Origin of the sequence: Plantactinospora sp. WMMB334 (genome assembly GCF_049179095.1) — a bacterium.
Taxonomy (GTDB): domain Bacteria; phylum Actinomycetota; class Actinomycetes; order Mycobacteriales; family Micromonosporaceae; genus Plantactinospora.
This window is the reverse complement of record NZ_JBMHME010000002.1, coordinates 6013994-6034091: the sequence shown is the minus strand read 5'-3', so window position 1 is coordinate 6034091 and position 20098 is coordinate 6013994. Positions and strand designations below refer to the sequence as shown.

The 20098-nt window shown below is 69.3% G+C and carries 17 protein-coding genes; all 17 read left to right on the top strand.

Translation table 11 applies throughout. The features are described from left to right. Position 1: 1 nt before the first annotated feature. The 17 genes from rplL (at position 2) to rpsC (ending at position 20098) form a co-directional block, all read left to right on the top strand. A complete protein-coding gene (rplL, locus tag ACN27G_RS25800) occupies positions 2 to 385 on the top strand; it encodes a 50S ribosomal protein L7/L12 (RefSeq protein ID WP_421497462.1) in 384 nt (127 codons plus the stop codon). A 577-nt stretch (positions 386 to 962) separates the two neighbouring features. Beyond that, positions 963 to 4394, top strand: coding sequence for a DNA-directed RNA polymerase subunit beta (locus ACN27G_RS25795; protein ID WP_421495331.1), 3432 nt, complete (start codon positions 963 to 965; stop codon positions 4392 to 4394). 93 nt (positions 4395 to 4487) lie between these two features. Then, positions 4488 to 8375 carry a DNA-directed RNA polymerase subunit beta' gene (locus tag ACN27G_RS25790; protein ID WP_421495330.1) on the top strand — a complete coding sequence of 1296 codons (3888 nt, stop codon included), beginning with the start codon at positions 4488 to 4490 and terminating at the stop codon, positions 8373 to 8375. 95 nt (positions 8376 to 8470) lie between these two features. Then, complete coding sequence (locus ACN27G_RS25785) at positions 8471 to 8827, top strand: hypothetical protein (RefSeq protein ID WP_421495329.1); 357 nt, start codon at positions 8471 to 8473, stop codon at positions 8825 to 8827. A gap of 576 nt (positions 8828 to 9403) precedes the next feature. Next, positions 9404 to 10072 carry a hypothetical protein gene (locus ACN27G_RS25780; RefSeq protein WP_421495328.1) on the top strand — a complete coding sequence of 223 codons (669 nt, stop codon included), beginning with the start codon at positions 9404 to 9406 and terminating at the stop codon, positions 10070 to 10072. A 623-nt stretch (positions 10073 to 10695) separates the two neighbouring features. Next, positions 10696 to 11070, top strand: a complete 375-nt coding sequence (rpsL, locus tag ACN27G_RS25775; protein WP_101368150.1) for a 30S ribosomal protein S12 — start codon at positions 10696 to 10698, stop codon at positions 11068 to 11070. A gap of 1 nt (position 11071) precedes the next feature. Then, positions 11072 to 11542 (top strand): 30S ribosomal protein S7, encoded by a 471-nt coding sequence (gene rpsG / locus ACN27G_RS25770; protein WP_421495327.1) that lies wholly within the window; start codon positions 11072 to 11074, stop codon positions 11540 to 11542. A gap of 95 nt (positions 11543 to 11637) precedes the next feature. Further along, positions 11638 to 13743, top strand: coding sequence for an elongation factor G (gene fusA / locus ACN27G_RS25765; RefSeq protein WP_421495326.1), 2106 nt, complete (start codon positions 11638 to 11640; stop codon positions 13741 to 13743). Positions 13744 to 13980: 237 nt separating this feature from the next. After that, positions 13981 to 15174: an elongation factor Tu gene (gene tuf / locus ACN27G_RS25760; RefSeq protein ID WP_101368147.1), complete on the top strand. Its 1194-nt coding sequence runs from the start codon at positions 13981 to 13983 to the stop codon at positions 15172 to 15174. 349 nt (positions 15175 to 15523) lie between these two features. After that, positions 15524 to 15832 (top strand): 30S ribosomal protein S10, encoded by a 309-nt coding sequence (gene rpsJ / locus ACN27G_RS25755; protein ID WP_007073037.1) that lies wholly within the window; start codon positions 15524 to 15526, stop codon positions 15830 to 15832. Positions 15833 to 15843: 11 nt separating this feature from the next. Continuing rightward, on the top strand, positions 15844 to 16506 hold the full coding sequence (rplC, locus tag ACN27G_RS25750; RefSeq protein ID WP_421495325.1) for a 50S ribosomal protein L3: 663 nt from the start codon (positions 15844 to 15846) through the stop codon (positions 16504 to 16506). Then, positions 16506 to 17159, top strand: a complete 654-nt coding sequence (gene rplD / locus ACN27G_RS25745) for a 50S ribosomal protein L4 (RefSeq protein ID WP_421495324.1) — start codon at positions 16506 to 16508, stop codon at positions 17157 to 17159. The genes rplC and rplD overlap by 1 nt, the downstream gene beginning before the upstream one ends. Continuing rightward, positions 17156 to 17458 (top strand): 50S ribosomal protein L23, encoded by a 303-nt coding sequence (gene rplW, locus ACN27G_RS25740; RefSeq protein ID WP_421495323.1) that lies wholly within the window; start codon positions 17156 to 17158, stop codon positions 17456 to 17458. The genes rplD and rplW overlap by 4 nt, the downstream gene beginning before the upstream one ends. A 12-nt stretch (positions 17459 to 17470) precedes the next feature. Further along, entirely contained in the window at positions 17471 to 18310 is an 840-nt protein-coding gene (rplB, locus tag ACN27G_RS25735) for a 50S ribosomal protein L2 (RefSeq protein WP_421495322.1), read from the top strand. 75 nt (positions 18311 to 18385) lie between these two features. Further along, complete coding sequence (gene rpsS, locus ACN27G_RS25730; protein ID WP_067359615.1) at positions 18386 to 18667, top strand: 30S ribosomal protein S19; 282 nt, start codon at positions 18386 to 18388, stop codon at positions 18665 to 18667. A gap of 37 nt (positions 18668 to 18704) precedes the next feature. Beyond that, a complete protein-coding gene (rplV, locus tag ACN27G_RS25725) occupies positions 18705 to 19220 on the top strand; it encodes a 50S ribosomal protein L22 (protein ID WP_421495321.1) in 516 nt (171 codons plus the stop codon). After that, on the top strand, positions 19220 to 20098 hold the full coding sequence (rpsC, locus tag ACN27G_RS25720; protein WP_421495320.1) for a 30S ribosomal protein S3: 879 nt from the start codon (positions 19220 to 19222) through the stop codon (positions 20096 to 20098). The genes rplV and rpsC overlap by 1 nt, the downstream gene beginning before the upstream one ends.

The following is a 20098-nucleotide window of genomic DNA, read 5'->3' as shown; positions in this document are numbered from 1 at the left end:
CATGGCGAAGCTCAGCACCGAAGAGCTGCTCGACGCGTTCAAGGAGATGACGCTGATCGAGCTCTCCGAGTTCGTGAAGCAGTTCGAGACCACCTTCGACGTGACCGCCGCCGCGCCGGTGGCCGTCGCCGCCGGTGGCCCCGCCGCCCCGGCCGCCGAGGCCGAGCCGGAGCAGGACGAGTTCGACGTCATCCTGGAGGCCGACGGCGGCAAGAAGATCCAGGTCATCAAGGTCGTGCGCGAGCTGACCGGCCTGGGCCTGAAGGAGGCCAAGGACCTCGTCGAGGGCGCGCCGAAGGCGGTCCTGGAGAAGGCCAACAAGGAGACCGCCGACAAGGCCAAGGCCAAGCTCGAGGGCGAAGGCGCCAAGGTCACCCTCAAGTAGTTCCCCGCGTCGGCCGAGTGAGCTGACGCACAGCAGCGTCGTCGACGGGCGGCGATCCGGCGCCGGATCGCCGCCCGTCTCCGTTCGCTGACTGGCTGCGACCGTCGATGATCAGGGCTTTGGTGGCTCGGACGGCCCTCGCGGACCCGTCCGGGTGGCCAGCTCCGGATGGCGGGCCGGGCAAAGACGTGGCCCGACCCGGGCATCAGCCCTTGACGCGGCACGAAGCGGCAGGCACGCTGACATCAGCGAGACCTTCCGCGCTTGCGACGGCCGACACCTGGGTAAGAGCGGCGGCAGCACCACGAGCCGCTGGTGACCACGAGGCCTAGCGGGATGCGTGCGGGACGTGTGAGCGCGTTCGACGCGCGCCGGCCAGCCTGCCGGCGACACGTTCTGCAACGCCCTGCCGTGGTGGGCTGGACAGCGGTTAGCCGCTCGGCTACACTGCTAGTTTGCGCTGCCTTCCGACTTGACCCCTGCTCGGAATGTCCAGTTTTGGGCGTTTGGAGTGGGGCCATTGGAGTGCACGCGTGACAGCCGCATCTAGCAGCACCGGTCCTCGGAAGGACGCATCTTGGCAGCTTCCCGCCCTGCGAAGACCAGCCGTACGTCGAGCGCTTTCGCGCCCCGCCGAATCTCCTTCGGCAGGATTACCGAACACCTCGAGGTCCCCAACCTCCTTGCCATCCAGAACGAGTCGTTCGACTGGCTGGTCGGCAACGAGGCTTGGCAGGGCCGGTCGGCCGACGACCCGCACGCTCGATCGGGTCTCGCTGAAATCCTCGACGAGATCAGTCCCATTGAGGACTTCTCCGGCACCATGTCGCTCTCCTTCTCCGCGCCCCGCTTCGACGAGGTCAAGGCCTCGATTGAGGAGTGCAAGGAGAAGGACCTGACCTACTGCGCACCGCTCTTCGTGACCGCGGAGTTCACCAACAACACCACCGGCGAGATCAAGAGCCAGACGGTGTTCATGGGTGACTTCCCGATGATGACGCCGAAGGGCACCTTCATCATCAACGGCACCGAGCGCGTGGTGGTCAGTCAGCTCGTCCGGTCCCCGGGCGTCTACTTCGACAAGCAGCCGGACAAGACCTCCGACCGCGACCTCTCCAGCGTCAAGGTCATCCCGAGCCGGGGTGCCTGGCTGGAGTTCGACATCGACAAGCGCGACACCGTGGGTGTCCGCATCGACCGCAAGCGCCGGCAGGCCGTCACCGTCCTGCTCAAGGCGATCGGCTGGACCAACGAGCAGATCCGCGAGCGGTTCGGCTGGTCCGAGCTGATGATGACCACCCTGGAGAAGGACCACATCGCCGGGGTGGACGAGGCGCTGCTCGACATCTACCGCAAGCTCCGGCCGGGCGAGCCCCCCACCCGGGAGAACGCCCAGACCCTGCTCGACAACCTCTTCTTCAACCCGAAGCGGTACGACGTCGCCAAGGTCGGCCGATACAAGTTCAACAAGAAGCTCGAAGTCGACGTGCCGATGAACAGGGGCACGCTGACCGAGGACGACATCGTCGCCACCGTCGAATACCTCTGCCGGCTGCACGCCGGTGAGGAGGGCTACGAGGCCGACGACATCGACCACTTCGGCAACCGCCGGCTCCGTACGGTGGGCGAGCTGATCCAGAACCAGGTTCGGGTCGGCCTCTCCCGGATGGAGCGGGTGGTCCGGGAGCGGATGACCACCCAGGACGTCGAGGCGATCACCCCGCAGACCCTGATCAACATCCGCCCGGTGGTGGCGGCGATCAAGGAGTTCTTCGGCACGTCGCAGCTGTCCCAGTTCATGGACCAGACCAACCCGCTGGCGGGGCTCACCCACCGGCGCCGGCTGAGCGCGCTCGGCCCGGGCGGTCTGTCCCGGGAGCGGGCCGGCTTCGAGGTCCGGGACGTGCACCCGTCCCACTACGGCCGGATGTGCCCGATCGAGACGCCGGAAGGCCCGAACATCGGCCTGATCGGCGCCCTGTCGACCTTCGGCCGGGTCAACCCGTTCGGCTTCATCGAGACGCCGTACCGGAAGGTGGTCGAGGGCCGGGTCACCGACCAGATCGACTACCTGACCGCCGACGAGGAGGACCGGTTCGTCAAGGCGCAGGCCAACACGGCGCTGCGCGGCGACGGCACCTTCGCCGAGGGCCGGGTCCTGGTCCGCCGGAAGGGCGGTGAGGTCGACTTCGTCGCGCCCACCGCGGTCGACTACATGGACGTCTCGCCGCGCCAGATGGTGTCGGTGGCGACCGCCATGATCCCGTTCCTCGAGCACGACGACGCCAACCGGGCACTGATGGGCGCGAACATGCAGCGCCAGGCGGTGCCGCTGGTCAAGGCCGAGTCGCCGCTGGTCGGCACCGGCATGGAGTACCGGGCCGCCGTCGACGCCGGTGACGTGGTCGTCGCCGAGGTCGGCGGTGTGGTCGAGGACCTCTGCGCCGACTACGTGACGGTGCACCAGGACGACGGCCACCGGCGCACCTACCTGCTGCACAAGTTCCGCCGCTCCAACGCGGGCTCCTGCGTCAACCAGAAGCCCGTCGTCTTCGAGGGCGACCGGGTGGAGGCCGGCCAGGTCATCGCGGACGGCCCGTGCACCGACGACGGTGAGATGGCGCTCGGCCGCAACCTGCTGGTCGCGTTCATGTCGTGGGAGGGCCACAACTACGAGGACGCGATCATCCTGTCGCAGCGCCTCGTGCAGCAGGACGTCCTCACCTCGATCCACATCGAGGAGCACGAGGTCGACGCCCGGGACACCAAGCTGGGTCCGGAGGAGATCACCCGCGACATCCCGAACGTCAGCGAGGAGATGCTCGCCGACCTCGACGAGCGGGGGATCATCCGGATCGGTGCCGAGGTCGTCACCGGGGACATCCTGGTCGGCAAGGTCACGCCGAAGGGCGAGACCGAGCTGACCCCGGAGGAGCGGCTGCTCCGCGCGATCTTCGGCGAGAAGGCGCGCGAGGTCCGGGACACCTCGCTGAAGGTGCCGCACGGCGAGACCGGCACGGTCATCGGCGTACGCACCTTCAGCCGCGAGGACGGCGACGAGCTGCCGCCGGGCGTCAACGAGCTGGTCCGGGTCTACGTGGCGCAGAAGCGGAAGATCCAGGACGGTGACAAGCTCGCCGGCCGGCACGGCAACAAGGGCGTCATCTCCAAGATCCTGCCGGTCGAGGACATGCCGTTCCTGGAGGACGGCACGCCTGTCGACATCGTGCTCAACCCGCTCGGCGTGCCGAGCCGGATGAACATCGGCCAGGTGCTGGAGACCCACCTCGGGTGGGTCGCCAAGACCGGCTGGCAGGTCGACGGCGACGACATCGACTGGAAGCGGGCGCTGCGGGCGATCGACGCGCACGAGTCCGAGCCGGACACCAACGTGGCGACGCCGGTCTTCGACGGCGTCAAGGAGGAGGAGATCTCCGGTCTGCTCTCGTCGACCCTGCCCAACCGGGACGGCAACCAGCTGATCGGCGCGAGTGGCAAGGCGCAGCTCTTCGACGGGCGTTCCGGCGAGCCGCTGCCCGACCCGATCGCGGTCGGCTACCTCTACATCCTCAAGCTGAACCACCTGGTCGACGACAAGATCCACGCTCGGTCGACCGGCCCGTACTCGATGATCACGCAGCAGCCGCTGGGTGGTAAGGCGCAGTTCGGTGGCCAGCGGTTCGGCGAGATGGAGTGCTGGGCGATGCAGGCGTACGGCGCCGCGTACGCCCTGCAGGAGCTGCTGACGATCAAGTCCGACGACGTCCTCGGCCGGGTCAAGGTCTACGAGGCGATCGTCAAGGGCGAGAACATCCCCGAACCGGGCATCCCGGAGTCCTTCAAGGTGCTGCTCAAGGAGCTTCAGTCGCTGTGCCTCAACGTCGAGGTGCTCTCCAGCGACGGTGTGGCCCTGGAGATGCGCGAGACCGACGACGAGGTCTTCCGGGCCGCGGAGGAACTCGGCATCGACCTGTCCCGGCGCGAGCCGAGCTCGGTCGAAGAGGTGTGAGGGTGCGTGGTGGGTTCGGGGCGGCTCGGGCCGTCCCGAACCCCCAGGCCAGTGAGCTAGTGGTAAAACGACACGACACGAGGGACGTATAACGTGCTCGACGTCAACTTCTTCGACGAGTTGCGGATTGGCCTGGCCACCGCCGACGACATCCGTCAGTGGTCGCACGGCGAGGTCAAGAAGCCTGAAACGATCAACTACCGCACCCTGAAGCCGGAAAAGGACGGGCTCTTCTGCGAGAAGATCTTCGGTCCGCAGCGGGACTGGGAGTGCTACTGCGGTAAGTACAAGCGGGTCCGGTTCAAGGGCATCATCTGCGAGCGCTGCGGTGTCGAGGTGACCCGCTCCAAGGTGCGGCGCGAGCGGATGGGCCACATCGAGCTGGCCGCCTCGGTGACGCACATCTGGTACTTCAAGGGTGTGCCGAGCCGGCTCGGCTACCTGCTCGACCTGGCCCCGAAGGATCTCGAAAAGATCATCTACTTCGCGTCGTACGTGGTCACCAGCGTGGACACCGAGGCGCGGCACCGTGACCTGTCGACGGTGGAGAACGAGATCCTGGCCGAGAAGCGGCAGGCCGAGAACAGCCGCGACTCGGAGATCGAGAAGCGGGCCGCCAAGCTCGAGGCCGACCTGGCCGAGCTGGAGGCCGAGGGTGCCAAGGCGGACGTGCGGCGCAAGGTCAAGGAGGGCGGAGAGCGCGAGATGCGCCAGATCCGCGACCGGGCGCAGCGCGAGATCGACCGCCTCGACGAGGTGCTGGACACCTTCCGCAAGCTGGAGCCGAAGCAGCTCGTCACCGACGAGCTGCTCTACCGCGAGCTGCGGGACCGGTTCGGCGAGTACTTCACCGGTGGGATGGGCGCCGAGGCGATCAAGGCGCTGGTCCAGAACATGGACCTGGACGCCGAGGCCGACAACCTCCGCGAGATCATCCGGACCGGTAAGGGACAGCGGAAGATCCGGGCGCTCAAGCGGCTCAAGGTCGTGGCGGCGTTCCTGAACACCCGCAACTCGCCGCTCGGCATGGTGCTGGACTGCGTACCGGTGATCCCGCCGGACCTGCGCCCGATGGTGCAGCTCGACGGTGGCCGGTTCGCGACCTCGGACCTGAACGACCTCTACCGCCGTGTGATCAACCGGAACAACCGCCTCAAGCGACTGATCGACCTCGGTGCCCCCGAGATCATCGTCAACAACGAGAAGCGGATGCTCCAGGAGGCCGTCGACGCGCTCTTCGACAACGGGCGGCGTGGCCGGCCGGTCACCGGGCCGGGTAACCGGCCGTTGAAGTCGCTCTCGGACATGCTCAAGGGCAAGCAGGGCCGGTTCCGGCAGAACCTGCTGGGCAAGCGGGTCGACTACTCCGGTCGTTCCGTGATCGTGGTGGGTCCGCAGCTCAAGCTGCACCAGTGCGGCCTGCCCAAGCAGATGGCGCTGGAGCTGTTCAAGCCCTTCGTGATGAAGCGGCTTGTCGACCTCAACCACGCACAGAACATCAAGTCCGCGAAGCGGATGGTCGAGCGGCAGCGGCCGGTCGTCTGGGACGTGCTGGAAGAGGTCATCGGCGAGCACCCGGTGCTGCTGAACCGGGCGCCGACCCTGCACCGGCTCGGCATCCAGGCGTTCGAGCCGCAGCTCGTCGAGGGCAAGGCGATCCAGATCCACCCGCTCGTCTGCACCGCGTTCAACGCGGACTTCGACGGCGACCAGATGGCGGTGCACGTGCCGCTGTCGGCCGAGGCGCAGGCCGAGGCCCGGATCCTGATGCTCTCGTCGAACAACATCCTCAAGCCGGCCGACGGCAAGCCGGTCACCATGCCCACCCAGGACATGGTCATCGGCCTCTACCACCTGACCCACCTCACCCCCGGTGAGAAGGGTGAGGGCCGGGTGTTCAGCTCGGACGCCGAGGCGCGGATGGCCTTCGACAGCGGCGAGCTGCACCTGCAGACCCCGGTGAAGATCCGGCTGCGGAGCGTCGTCGAGGTCGACAACGGGCCGGGTGCGACGCCGTGGACGGCGCCGGAGGGCTGGACGCCGGGCGAGCCGCTGACCGTGGACACCACGCTGGGGCGGGTGCTCTTCAACGAGACCCTGCCGCTGGGCTACCGGTTCGTGAACTACGAGATCCGCAAGGGGCAGCTCTCCGCGATCGTGAACGATCTCGCCGAGCGGTTCCCGAAGGTGGCCCTGGCCGCGACGCTCGACGGGCTCAAGGAGGCCGGCTTCCACTGGGCCACCTGGTCCGGTGTGACGATCGGCATGGAGGACGTCATCGCGCCGCCGCGCAAGCGGGACATCCTGGAGCGGTACGAGAAGGAAGCCGAGCAGATCGACAAGCAGTACCAGCGGGGTCTGATGACCGCCGAGGAGCGTCGCGGCGAGCTCATCGAGATCTGGACCAAGGCGACCAACGAGGTCGCCAAGGAGATGGAGACCGCGCTGCCGCAGGAGAACCCGCTCTGGAAGATGATCAACTCGGGTGCCCGCGGTAACCTGCTCCAGCTCCGCCAGATCGCCGCGATCCGTGGTCTGGTGGCCAACCCGAAGGGTGAGATCATCCCGCGGCCGATCAAGGCCAGCTACCGGGAGGGTCTCTCCGTCCTGGAATACTTCATCTCCACGCACGGTGCCCGGAAGGGTCTGGCGGACACCGCGCTGCGTACCGCCGACTCGGGTTACCTGACCCGCCGTCTGGTGGACGTCTCGCAGGACGTGATCATCCGCGAGGAGGACTGCGGGACGGACCGCGCCATCTCGATGCAGATCGCCGTCCAGTTCGACGGCAAGCTGATGGCGCACGAGCACGTCGAGACCGGCGTGCACGCCCGTACCCTCGCCGACGACATCAAGGGGCCGGACGGCAACCTGGTCGCCGAGCGGGGTGCCGACCTCAACTCGATCCTGGTCGACCGGATCGTGGCGGCCGGGGTGGACACCGTGCGGGTGCGCAGCGTGCTCACCTGCGAGTCGAAGCTCGGCGTCTGCGGTGCGTGCTACGGCCGTTCGCTGCCGACGGGCAAGACCGTGGACGTCGGCGAGGCGGTCGGCATCATCGCCGCCCAGTCGATCGGTGAGCCGGGCACGCAGCTCACGATGCGGACCTTCCACACCGGTGGTGTCGCGGGTGAGGACATCACCCAGGGTCTGCCCCGGGTCCAGGAGATCTTCGAGGCCCGGGTCCCGAAGGGCAAGGCGCCGATCGCCGACACCCCGGGCCGGGTCCGGATCGAGGACGGCGAGCGGTCGCGCAAGATCATCGTCGTGCCGGACGACGGCAGCGACGAGATCGTGTACGACAAGATCTCCAAGCGGGTTCCGCTGCAGGTGCAGGAGGGTGGGCACGTCGACGTCGGCCAGAAGCTGACGAAGGGCACCATCGACCCGCACGAGCTGCTGCGGATCCTCGGCCCGCGGGCGGTCCAGGTCCACCTGACCCAGGAGGTCCAGGAGGTCTACCGGTCGCAGGGTGTGCTCATCCACGACAAGCACATCGAGATCATCATCCGCCAGATGCTCAAGCGGGTGACGGTGATCGACTCCGGCTCGACCGAGTTCCTGCCGGGCGTGCTTGTCGACCGGGCGCTCTTCGAGTCGGAGAACCGCCGGCTCGTCTCCGAGGGCGGCGAGCCCGCGGCGGGCCGGCCGGTGCTGATGGGCATCACCAAGGCGTCGCTGGCCACCGACTCGTGGCTCTCGGCGGCCTCCTTCCAGGAGACCACCCGGGTGCTCACGGACGCGGCGATCCACGCCCGGAGCGACTCGCTGATCGGTCTGAAGGAGAACGTCATCATCGGTAAGCTCATCCCGGCCGGTACGGGCATCAGCAAGTACCGCAACATCCGGGTCGAGCCGACCGAGGAGGCGAAGGCCAAGGTCTACTCGATGACCGGCTACCCGGAGACCGACTACGGGTTCGGGCCGGCCAGCGGGCAGGCGGTGCCGCTGGACGACTTCGACTTCGGGTCGTACCGCTAGGCGACATCCGCGGCGCCCCGCTCCCGTCGGTGACGACGAGGGCGGGGCGCCGCAGCCTTTCCGGCGTCGGGCGCCGGGTTCGATAGGCTGGCGGCGTGACGACGACGCCGGTCGCCGGTCCGGCCGGGCGCCATCCGCTCGACCCGGATCCGGTGCGCTCCACCAAGGCGCGGGCCGTCTTCGCCCTCGGCCTGGTGGCACTGCTCACCGGTCCACTGGTCGGCGGCGTCGTGCCGGCGACCGTGGCGATGCTGCTGGCCCGGCAGGCCCGGCGCGAGGCGTACGCCTCGGGCGGCTACCTGACCGGCGCCGCCTGGTTGGATCGTGGCGAGTGGATGGCCTGGGCCGCTGTCGTCCTCGCGGCGACGGCGGCGGTGGTGGTGACAGTGATCGGGGTGGTCACCCTGGCCGACGGCTCGGTCGGCCGGGACTTCGCGCCGGGGGTGGACTGAGCCCGACCGGTGGCGGGTCCGGCACACCCGGGGATCGGCCGACGGTAGGGTGGCCGGCCGCTCCGGTCGGCGAGCCCGGAGGTGGCCCCCGGACGTAACCGGGCCGGTGCTGCGCGGCCCCGCGGCGGTAACCTGACCTTGGCGCGACGTGTCGGGCCCCGATCGGGCGATTCCCCGGTCGGCCGATGATCGGTTCCGCCACCGGGCATGCCGGCCCGGTGGTTACGTCAGGGGGAGTGCGTGACGGAGCAGGCGCAGCCGGACGGGGCGGAGCGCGCGGCGGACCGGACGCCGGAGCCACCCGCCGAGCACGAGCCGCGCTACCACGAGCCGTCGTACACGCTGCCGACAGCCACCCCGCAGATGCCCTGGGCAAGCGGTCCGGCGCAGCCGCGGGGACCCGCCAGCGAGTGGGCCCGGCCCACGCAGGCCGGCCCCGAGCCCGGTCACCGGGACTCCGTCCCGGGCGGTCCGGGTGCTGTCCCGGGCGGCTCTGGTGCCGTCCCGGGCGGTCCGGGTGCCGTTCCGAGTGGTTCGGCTGCCGTCCCGGCCAGCCCGGGTGGTGCTGCGGTGCCGGTGAGTGCGACTTCCGGTGCGGGGCCGGCCGCCGGACCGGCACCTGCCGCGGTGTCCACCGGCGCCGGAGGCGCGCTGCCGACCGGGCTGCGGACCGCAGCGCCGGGTGTGCCGTCGGCGCCGGCGGCCGCGTACCCGGGAATGCCCGGACCGGTGGGTGGGCCGGGGGCTGCCGGCGGTGGTCTCCCGGCCCGGGTGCCGGCGCCGCCCCGGGAGTCGCTGCGGGCGCCCACCCGGGTGGCCCCGGTGCCGGGTACGCCGTTCGGCCTGGTCTATCTCGACGTGGCCCCGGTCACCTCGGGGCCGGCCGTGACGTCGCTGGTCGCCGGAAGCGGCTCCGTGCTCGTCGCCTTCGTCGCCGGTTGCCTGGGGCTGCTCGGTTCGCCGGACTGGGGCGGCTGGGTGGCGGGTGCCTTCGCGGTGCTGGCCGGTGTGCTCGGCCTGGCCGGTCTGCTCCTCGGCGAGCTGGGCCGCCGGCAGACCGGCCCGGCGCGGCTGCCCTCCTGGTTCAGCCGCCGGGCGGCCGGCGACACCGGCCCGGGTGGTGCCGCGCCGCCGGTCCGGTTCACCGGCCGTGGCCTGGCGATCGCGGGGATCACCTGCTCCGCCGTCGGGCTGGCGGTGACCGTGCTGGCCCTCGCCGTGGCGGTGCTGCTGCAACTGGTCTGAACGGCGGCGGCGGGCAGCCGGGCGGCGGCCCCGTGCAGGGGGCGATGGGCGGCGTGGGCTGGACGTGCCCGGCGGGGCGGCCTGTGGCCAGGGGCGGCGGTCGGTCCTGTTCAGGGCGGGTGCCGGGCCCGCGTCCGGGGTGGGGCGGGCTGCCGGTTGTCGGGGCCACGCGTGCGATTGCGAAATCAGCCGGTACACTGGATGTCGGCAGTGCATGTCGTGAGCGACGCGGAGATGTGGGGCCTGGCCGGGGGCGGTGACGACATCCCGGAGTCCTGTTTTGACGTGCCCACTCACGGTAGGTACTCTTTCCTCTCGTGCCCGGGCATGCCCGGGCAACTCGTGCGTGTGCCCGAGTCCGCGTGGTGGCAAGTCCACGGGTGGCAACCGAGCACCGTCACGACACAGTCGAAACGAGTCGGCCACGCCACGGCGTGCCGGCGAGCTGGAATCCGGCGTCGACGAGACGACGGCGGAAACCGCGATCGAGCGACACGCCCGACCGCGGGTGCCGGGACCGCCGCCAGGCGGCCCTGGTCGGAAGGTAAGAGAGTCGCCCGCGCGGGCGGCTGAAGACACACGGCGCGGTCGCGAGCAGGCGGCCGGAGGGAGCGAAAAACCCGGTGCCCACGATCCAGCAGTTGGTCCGCAAGGGCCGCCAGGCGAAGACGAGCAAGACCAAGACGCCGGCGCTGAAGGGGAGTCCCCAGCGGCGCGGCGTGTGCACGCGCGTGTACACCACCACCCCCAAGAAGCCGAACTCCGCGCTGCGCAAGGTCGCTCGGGTGAAGCTCAGCAGCCAGATCGAGGTGACCGCGTACATCCCCGGCGTCGGGCACAACCTGCAGGAGCACTCGCTCGTGCTGGTCCGTGGCGGCCGGGTGAAGGACCTTCCGGGCGTGCGTTACAAGATCGTCCGCGGTTCGCTGGACACCCAGGGTGTCCGCAACCGCAAGCAGGCCCGCAGCCGTTACGGCGCGAAGAAGGAGAAGAGCTGACATGCCGCGTAAGGGCCCCGCTCCGCGCCGCCCGCTGGTCGCGGACCCGGTGTACAACTCCCCGCTGGTCACCCAGCTGGTGAACAAGATCCTGCTCCGCGGCAAGCGGCAGCTCGCCGAGCGCATCGTCTACGAGGCCCTGGAGGGCTGCCGGGAGAAGTCCGGCACCGACCCGGTGGTCACCCTCAAGCGGGCGATGGACAACGTGAAGCCGACGCTGGAGGTGCGCAGCCGCCGGGTCGGTGGCGCCACCTACCAGGTGCCGGTCGAGGTCCGTCCGCCCCGGGCCACCACCCTCGGGCTGCGCTGGCTGGTCACCTACGCCCGCGCCCGCCGGGAGAAGACGATGGTCGAGCGGCTGATGAACGAGCTGCTCGACGCGAGCAACGGTCTCGGCGCCGCCGTCAAGCGGCGCGAGGACACCCACAAGATGGCCGAGTCCAACAAGGCCTTCGCGCACTACCGCTGGTAACGGCCTTCGGGTTCCGGTGCGGTCCGCCGCACCGGGACCCGGCAACGGTCGCGATTACGCCGATCGAGACGACGAGACGACAAGTAGGGATTGAAGTGGCCGCCGCAGACGCGCTCGCCAACGTACGCAACATCGGCATCATGGCGCACATCGATGCCGGTAAGACCACTACCACCGAGCGGATCCTGTTCTACACCGGCATCACCTACAAGATCGGTGAGGTCCACGAGGGCGCCGCCGTCATGGACTGGATGGAGCAGGAACAGGAGCGGGGGATCACCATCACCTCCGCCGCCACCAAGTGTGAGTGGAAGGGCCACACGATCCAGATCATCGACACGCCCGGCCACGTCGACTTCACGGTCGAGGTCGAGCGGTCGCTGCGGGTGCTCGACGGTGCCGTCGCCGTCTACGACGGCGTCGCCGGCGTGGAGCCGCAGACCGAGAACGTCTGGCGGCAGGCCGACAAGTACAACGTCCCCCGGATGTGCTTCGTCAACAAGCTCGACCGGACCGGGGCGGACTTCGACCGCTGCGTGCAGATGATGGTCGACCGGCTCAACGCGACCCCGCTGGTGCTGCAGATCCCGATCGGCCTGGAGGCCGACCACATCGGTGTCGTGGACCTGATCGGGATGCGCGCGCTGACCTGGCGCGGTGAGACCCAGAAGGGCGAGGACTACGCGGTCGAGGAGATCCCGGCCGACCTCGCCGACGCCGCCGCCGCCGGCCGCGAGACGCTGCTCGACACGCTCTCCAGCGTCGACGACGAGTTCACCGAGATCTACCTCGAGTCGCTGGACGGCGGGGAGCTCTCGGTCGACCAGATCAAGGCCGCCATCCGGCGGGCCACCATCGGTGGCCGGGCCAACCCGGTGCTCTGCGGCTCGGCCTTCAAGAACAAGGGCATCCAGCCGATGCTCGACGCCGTGGTGGACTACCTGCCGTCGCCGCTGGACATTCCGGCGATCGAGGGCACCGCCACCGACGGCGAGACCCCGCTGCTGCGCAAGCCGGACAGCAGCGAGCCGTTCTCGGGCCTGGCGTTCAAGATCCAGACGGACAAGCACCTGGGCAAGCTGACCTACGTGCGGGTCTACTCGGGCAAGGTCGACTCCGGTTCGCAGGTGATCAACTCCACCAAGGACCGCAAGGAGCGGATCGGCAAGATCTACCAGATGCACGCCAACAAGCGGGAGGAGCGCAGCTCCGCCCAGGCTGGCGACATCATCGCCGTGCAGGGTCTGAAGCAGACCACCACCGGCGACACCCTCTGCGACCCGGCCAACCCGGTCATCCTGGAGTCGATGACCTTCCCGGAGCCGGTCATCCAGGTCGCGATCGAGCCGAAGACCAAGTCCGACCAGGAGAAGCTCGGCACCGCCATCCAGCGGCTCGCCGAGGAGGACCCGACCTTCCGGGTCAGCCTCGACGAGGAGACCGGCCAGACGGTCATCGCCGGCATGGGTGAGCTGCACCTGGACATCCTGGTCGACCGGATGCGCCGCGAGTTCAACGTCGAGGCGAACATCGGCAAGCCGCAGGTGGCGTACCGCGAGACCATCCGCCGCAAGGTGGACAAGATCGAGTACACCCACAAGAAGCAGACCGGTGGCTCGGGCCAGTACGCCCGGGTGATCGTGAGCGTCGAGCCGCTGCCGCTGACCAACGACTCGCCGACCTACGAGTTCGCCAACGCGGTCACCGGTGGCCGGGTGCCGAAGGAGTTCATCCCGTCGGTCGACGCCGGTGCCCAGGACGCCATGCAGTACGGCGTGCTCGCCGGCTACCCGCTGGTGGGTCTGAAGCTCACGCTGCTCGACGGTCAGGCGCACGAGGTCGACTCGTCCGAGATGGCATTCAAGATCGCCGGTTCGATGGTGCTCAAGGACGCGGCCCGCAGGGCCGACCCGGCGCTGCTCGAACCGATGATGTCGGTCGAGGTCACCACTCCCGAGGAGAACATGGGTGACGTGATCGGCGACCTCAACTCCCGTCGGGGCATCATCCAGGCGATGGAGGAGCGCGGGGGAGCCCGCGTCGTCCGCGCCCTGGTGCCGCTGTCGGAGATGTTCGGCTATGTCGGCGACCTGCGGTCGAAGACCCAGGGCCGGGCTAGCTACAGCATGCAGTTCGACTCCTACGCCGAGGTTCCCGCGAACGTGGCGAAGGAGATCATCGCGAAGGCGACGGGTGAGTAGGCGGGAACGCCGAGCTCACCCGGTGCCGGGCCGGTGATACCGCGAGGGCCGTGGGCGGGTAATCTCGCCCGCGGCGTTCACGGGCCGGGCTGCGAGACCGGGCCTGAAGGTTTCACCGCCGCAAGACCCACATGACCTTCCGGCCGGAAGTTATCGGTCGGAAAGGCTGTCGACAGAGTCCTGAGCGCCGCATGGCGTGCCGGGCGTACGAACCAAGAAGTCCACAGGAGGACACCAGTGGCGAAGGCGAAGTTCGAGCGGACTAAGCCGCACGTCAACATCGGCACCATTGGTCACATCGACCACGGTAAGACGACGCTGACGGCGGCCATTACCAAGGTCCTGCACGACAGGATGCCGGACCTGAACCCGTACACGCCGTTCGACGAGATCGACAAGGCGCCGGAGGAGAAGGCCCGGGGCATCACGATCTCGATCGCACACGTCGAGTACCAGACCGAGGCGCGGCACTACGCACACGTCGACTGCCCCGGTCACGCCGACTACATCAAGAACATGATCACCGGTGCCGCGCAGATGGACGGCGCGATCCTGGTGGTCGCGGCGACCGACGGCCCGATGCCGCAGACCCGCGAGCACGTGCTGCTGGCCCGCCAGGTCGGCGTTCCCTACATCGTCGTGGCGCTGAACAAGAGCGACATGGTCGACGACGAGGAGCTGCTCGAGCTCGTCGAGCTCGAGGTCCGCGAGCTGCTCTCGGCGCAGGAGTACCCCGGCGACGACCTGCCGGTCGTGCGGGTCTCGGCGCTGAAGGCCCTCGAGGGCGACCCGGAGTGGACCGACAAGCTCATGGACCTGATGAGCGCCGTCGACACCGCCATTCCGCAGCCGGAGCGGGAGACCGAGAAGCCGTTCCTGATGCCGATCGAGGACGTCTTCACGATCACCGGCCGGGGCACCGTGGTGACCGGTCGCGCCGAGCGCGGCATCCTCAAGCCGAACGAGGAGGTGGAGCTCGTCGGCATCCGCGAGAAGTCGCAGAAGACGGTCTGCACCGGCATCGAGATGTTCCGCAAGCTGCTCGACGAGGCCCGCGCGGGCGAGAACGTCGGCCTGCTGCTCCGGGGCATCAAGCGCGAGGACGTCGAGCGCGGCATGGTGGTCGTCAAGCCCGGCACCACCACTCCGCACACGGAGTTCGAGGCGACCGTCTACATCCTCTCCAAGGAGGAGGGTGGCCGGCACACCCCGTTCTTCCAGAACTACCGTCCGCAGTTCTACTTCCGGACCACGGACGTCACCGGCGTCGTCACGCTGCCCGAGGGCACCGAGATGGTCATGCCGGGTGACAACACCACGATGTCGGTCAAGCTCATCCAGCCGATCGCGATGGAGGAGAACCTCAAGTTCGCGATCCGCGAGGGTGGCCGTACGGTCGGCGCCGGGTTCGTCACGAAGATCGTCAAGTAATTCAGGTAACCCCGATTGGCATTGCCGTGCGGTAGTACGGCATACTGGTCAGGTTGCGTACCGGCAGGGTGGCTGGCTGCCCGGCAGTCAGCCACCCTTGCTGGGCGTCCGGAGGTAGTTGATCTACGTTCGGCGCCCCGATACTTCCCGCACGGGCGGGACCGCCTCGGACCTTCCGGGGTGGAGTCCGGCCCCGGGGTGCGACACGCCCGACCGCGGGGGTCGGACAGCACGGGAACTGGGCAGCGCCCGAGCCCGGCATGGCACATCCCGCTCCCCTCCGGGAGAGCGGCTCCGCTGGAGCGGGCGGGGCGGGACGGACAAGGCGAGAGAAGGAACAGAGGCCACCATGGCGGGACAGAAGATCCGCATCCGGCTCAAGGCGTACGACCACGAGGTGGTCGACTCCTCGGCGCGCAAGATCGTTGAGACGGTGACGCGTACCGGGGCTCAGGTCGCGGGCCCGGTGCCGCTGCCCACGGAGATCAACCGCTTCTGCGTGATCCGTTCGCCGCACAAGTACAAGGACTCGCGTGAGCACTTCGAGATGCGCACGCACAAGCGTCTGATCGACATCATCGACCCGACCCCCAAGACGGTCGACTCGCTCATGCGCCTCGACCTGCCGGCTGGCGTCGACATCGAGATCAAGCTGTAGGGACCGGACTAATGGACAGGCAAGTGAAGGGCATCCTGGGCGCCAAGCTCGGCATGACCCAGGTCTGGGACAACAACAGGGTTGTCCCGGTGACCGTGGTGCAGGCCGGACCGTGCGTGGTCACCCAGGTCCGCACCGCTGGCAGGGACGGCTACTCCGCGGTCCAGCTGGCGTACGGCGCGATCGACCCCCGGAAGGTCAAGAAGCCGATCACCGGCCACTACGCCAAGGCCAACGTGGCGCCGCGCCGGCACATCGTCGAGCTGCGCACCACCGACGCCGCCGACTACGAGCTGGGCCAGGAGGTCAGCGTCGAGACCTTCGCCCCCGGGGTCAGGGTCGACGTGACCGGCCGGACCAAGGGCAAGGGCTTCGCCGGTGTCATGAAGCGGCACGGCTTCCACGGCCTGCGCGCCAGCCACGGTGTCGAGCGCAAGCACCGCTCGCCGGGCTCGATCGGCGCCTGCGCCACCCCGGGCCGCGTCTTCAAGGGCGTCCGGATGGCCGGCCGGATGGGTGGGGCGCGCTACACGGTGCAGAACCTCACCGTCCAGGCGGTGGACCCGGAGAACAACCTGCTGCTGGTCCGCGGCGCCATCCCCGGCCCCAAGGGCGCGCTGGTGCTGGTCCGTTCTGCCGCGAAGGCCGAGGCGACGAAGGGTGGTGCCGCCTGATGACCACCGTTGACGTGCTGGACGCCGAGGGCGCCAAGACCGGCTCCGTCGAGCTGCCCGCCGAGATCTTCGACGTGCAGGCGAACATCGCGCTGATGCACCAGGTCGTGGTCGCGCAGCTCGCCGCCGCCCGCCAGGGCACGCACAAGACGAAGACCCGGGGCGAGGTCGCCGGCGGCGGCAAGAAGCCGTACAAGCAGAAGGGCACCGGTCGGGCCCGGCAGGGCTCGATCCGCGCGCCGCAGTTCGCCGGCGGTGGCGTCGTGCACGGGCCGGTCCCGCGCGACTACCGCCAGCGGACCCCGAAGAAGATGAAGGCCGCCGCGCTGCGCGGTGCCCTGTCGGACCGGGCCCGCGGTGGCCGGGTCCACGTGGTCGAGACCTTCGTCACCGGCGAACAGCCGTCCACCAAGGCGGCGCTGGCGGTGCTGCGCAGGGTGACCGAGGCCAAGCGGGTACTGGTCGTGCTCAGCAGCACCGACGAGCAGAACTGGCTCTCGCTGCGCAACGAGCCCCGGGTGCACCTGCTGGAGGCGGGCCAGCTCAACACGTACGACGTGCTGGTCGCCGACGACGTGGTCTTCACCAGGGAGGCCCTGGACGAGTTCCTGGGCGGCCGTGGTGGGACGCAGGGTGAGGAGAGCGAGAAGTGAGCACCATCGCCGACCCGCGGGACATCATCTTCGCGCCGGTCGTCTCGGAGAAGAGCTACAGCGTTCTCGACCAGAACTGGTACACGTTCCTGGTGCATCCGGACGCCAACAAGACGCAGATCAAGATCGCTATCCAGCAGATCTTCAACGTCCGCGTGCTGACCGTCAACACGGCCAACCGCGAGGGGAAGCGCAAGCGCACCCGCACCGGGTACGGCAAGCGCAAGAACACCAAGCGGGCGATGGTGAAGCTGGCCGAGGGCGACCGCATCGAGGCCTTCGGCGGCCCGGTCAGCTGAGGGGTGTAGACAATGGCTATCCGTAAGTACAAGCCGACGACGCCGGGCCGGCGTGGCGCCAGCGTCGCCGACTTCGCCGAGATCACCCGGTCGACCCCGGAGAAGTCGCTGCTGGCCCCGCTGCCGAAGAAGGGCGGGCGCAACGCCCACGGCCGGATCACCACCCGGCACCACGGCGGCGGGCACAAGCGGCAGTACCGGCTCATCGACTTCAAGCGGGTCGACAAGGACGGCGTGCCGGCGAAGGTCGCGCACATCGAGTACGACCCCAACCGCACCGCGCGGATCGCGCTGCTGCACTACGCCGACGGCGAGAAGCGCTACATCATCGCGCCGAAGGACCTGAAGCAGGGCGACCGGGTCGAGTCCGGTCCGGGCGCCGACATCAAGCCGGGCAACAACCTGCCGCTGCGCAACATCCCGGTCGGTTCGACCGTGCACGGGGTGGAGCTGCGGCCCGGCGGTGGCGCCAAGCTGGCCCGCTCGGCCGGTGTCGGCATCCAGCTGCTGGGCCGGGAGGGGGCGTACGCCACGCTGCGGATGCCCTCCGGCGAGATCCGGCGGGTGGACGTGCGCTGCCGGGCCACCATCGGCGAGATCGGCAACGCCGACCAGTCAAACATCAACTGGGGCAAGGCCGGCCGGATGCGCTGGAAGGGCCGGCGCCCCACCGTCCGGGGTGTGGCGATGAACCCGGTCGACCACCCGCACGGTGGTGGTGAGGGCAAGACCTCCGGCGGTCGTCACCCGGTGAACCCGCAGGGTAAGCCCGAGGGACGTACCCGGCAGAAGGGCAAGGCGAGCGACCGCCTCATCGTCCGCCGCCGCTACGCCACCCGTAAGCGCGGCTGAGGGGAATAGGCAGATCATGCGAGCGCGAGGAGTGAGCGCAGCGAGCCCCGCAGTCGCGAGTGAAAGGGAGACGAAGTGCCTCGCAGCCTGAAGAAGGGCCCGTTCATCGACGACCACCTGCTCAAGAAGGTGGAGACGCAGAACGAGAAGGGCTCGAAGAACGTCATCAAGACCTGGTCGCGCCGCTCGACGATCATCCCGGACATGCTCGGGCACACGATCGCCGTGCACGACGGGCGCAAGCACGTCCCGGTGTTCGTCACCGAGGCGATGGTCGGGCACAAGCTCGGTGAGTTTGCGCTGACCCGCACGTTCAAGGGTCACGAGAAGGACGACCGGAAGAGCCGCCGGCGCTGAGCGCCGACCACGGATTAAGGATCAAGGGGTTTCAGCGATGCCAGTAAAGGGCGACGCTCCGGTGCTTCCGGGCGCGCGGGCGGTTGCGCGACACGTGCGCATCTCGCCGACCAAGGCGCGCCGGGTGGTCAACCTCGTCCGCGGTCTGCCCGCGAAGGAGGCGCTCACGGTGCTGCAGTTCGCGCCGCAGGCGGCGAGCGAGCAGGTTTACAAGGTGCTCGCCAGCGCGATCGCCAACGCGGAGAACAACGAGCGGCTGGACCCCGACGCGCTGCTCGTCAGCGAGGCGTTCGTGGACGAGGGCCCGACGATGAAGCGGTTCCAGCCGCGGGCGCAGGGTCGGGCGTACCGGATCCGCAAGCGGACCTGCCACATCACCATCGTGGTCGAGGCCGTGACGCCGGCGGCGCCGGCCGGGCGGGGCGCGGCGAAGAAGGCCGCACCGGCCAGGAAGGCGGCTCCGGCCGGGGCGACGGCGTCGGCCGAGCCGACCGAGGCCGAGCCGACGACCGAGGGCGCGGAGAAGCAGAGCAAGACGGAGGGTGCCGAGTAATGGGTCAGAAGGTTCACCCGCACGGGTTCCGGCTCGGCATCTCGACCGACTGGAAGTCCCGCTGGTACGCGGACAAGCTCTACAAGGACTACATCGCCGAGGACGTCAAGATCCGGCGGATGATGTCCAGCGGCCTGGAGCGGGCCGGCATCTCCAAGGTCGACATCGAGCGGACCCGGGACCGGGTGCGGGTCGACATCCACACCGCCCGGCCGGGCATCGTCATCGGCCGCAAGGGCGCGGAGGCCGACAAGATCCGCGGCAGGCTGGAGAAGCTCACCGGCAAGCAGGTGCAGCTCAACATCCTCGAGGTGAAGAGCCCGGAGTCGGACGCGCAGCTCGTCGCGCAGGGCGTGGCGGAGCAGCTCTCCAGCCGGGTCAGCTTCCGGCGGGCGATGCGCAAGGCCATGCAGTCCGCGATGAAGAACCCGATCGTGCGGGGCATCCGGGTGCAGGTCTCCGGCCGGCTCGGCGGCGCAGAAATGAGCCGCACCGAGTTCTACCGCGAGGGTCGGGTGCCGCTGCACACGCTGCGGGCCAACATCGAGTACGGCTTCTTCGAGGCCCGGACCACCTTCGGCCGGATCGGCGTGAAGGTCTGGATCTACAAGGGTGACGCCGTGCCGGGCCGGGAGGCTCCGGCCGAGACGGGTCCGGCCCGTCCGCGCCGGGAGCGGGGCGACCGTCCCGAGCGCCCGCGCCGTGGCCGCTCCGGCTCCTCCGGCACCACCGCCGGGGGCACCGAGGCGGGCCGGGCCGCGCAGGCGGAGATCTCCGGTACGCCCGCCGAGGCGACGAAGGACAGCGCCGCGCCGGCTTCCGCCGCGGCGACTCCGGCGGCTTCCGCCGGAACGGACAGCTCAGCGCAGGAGGGCTGA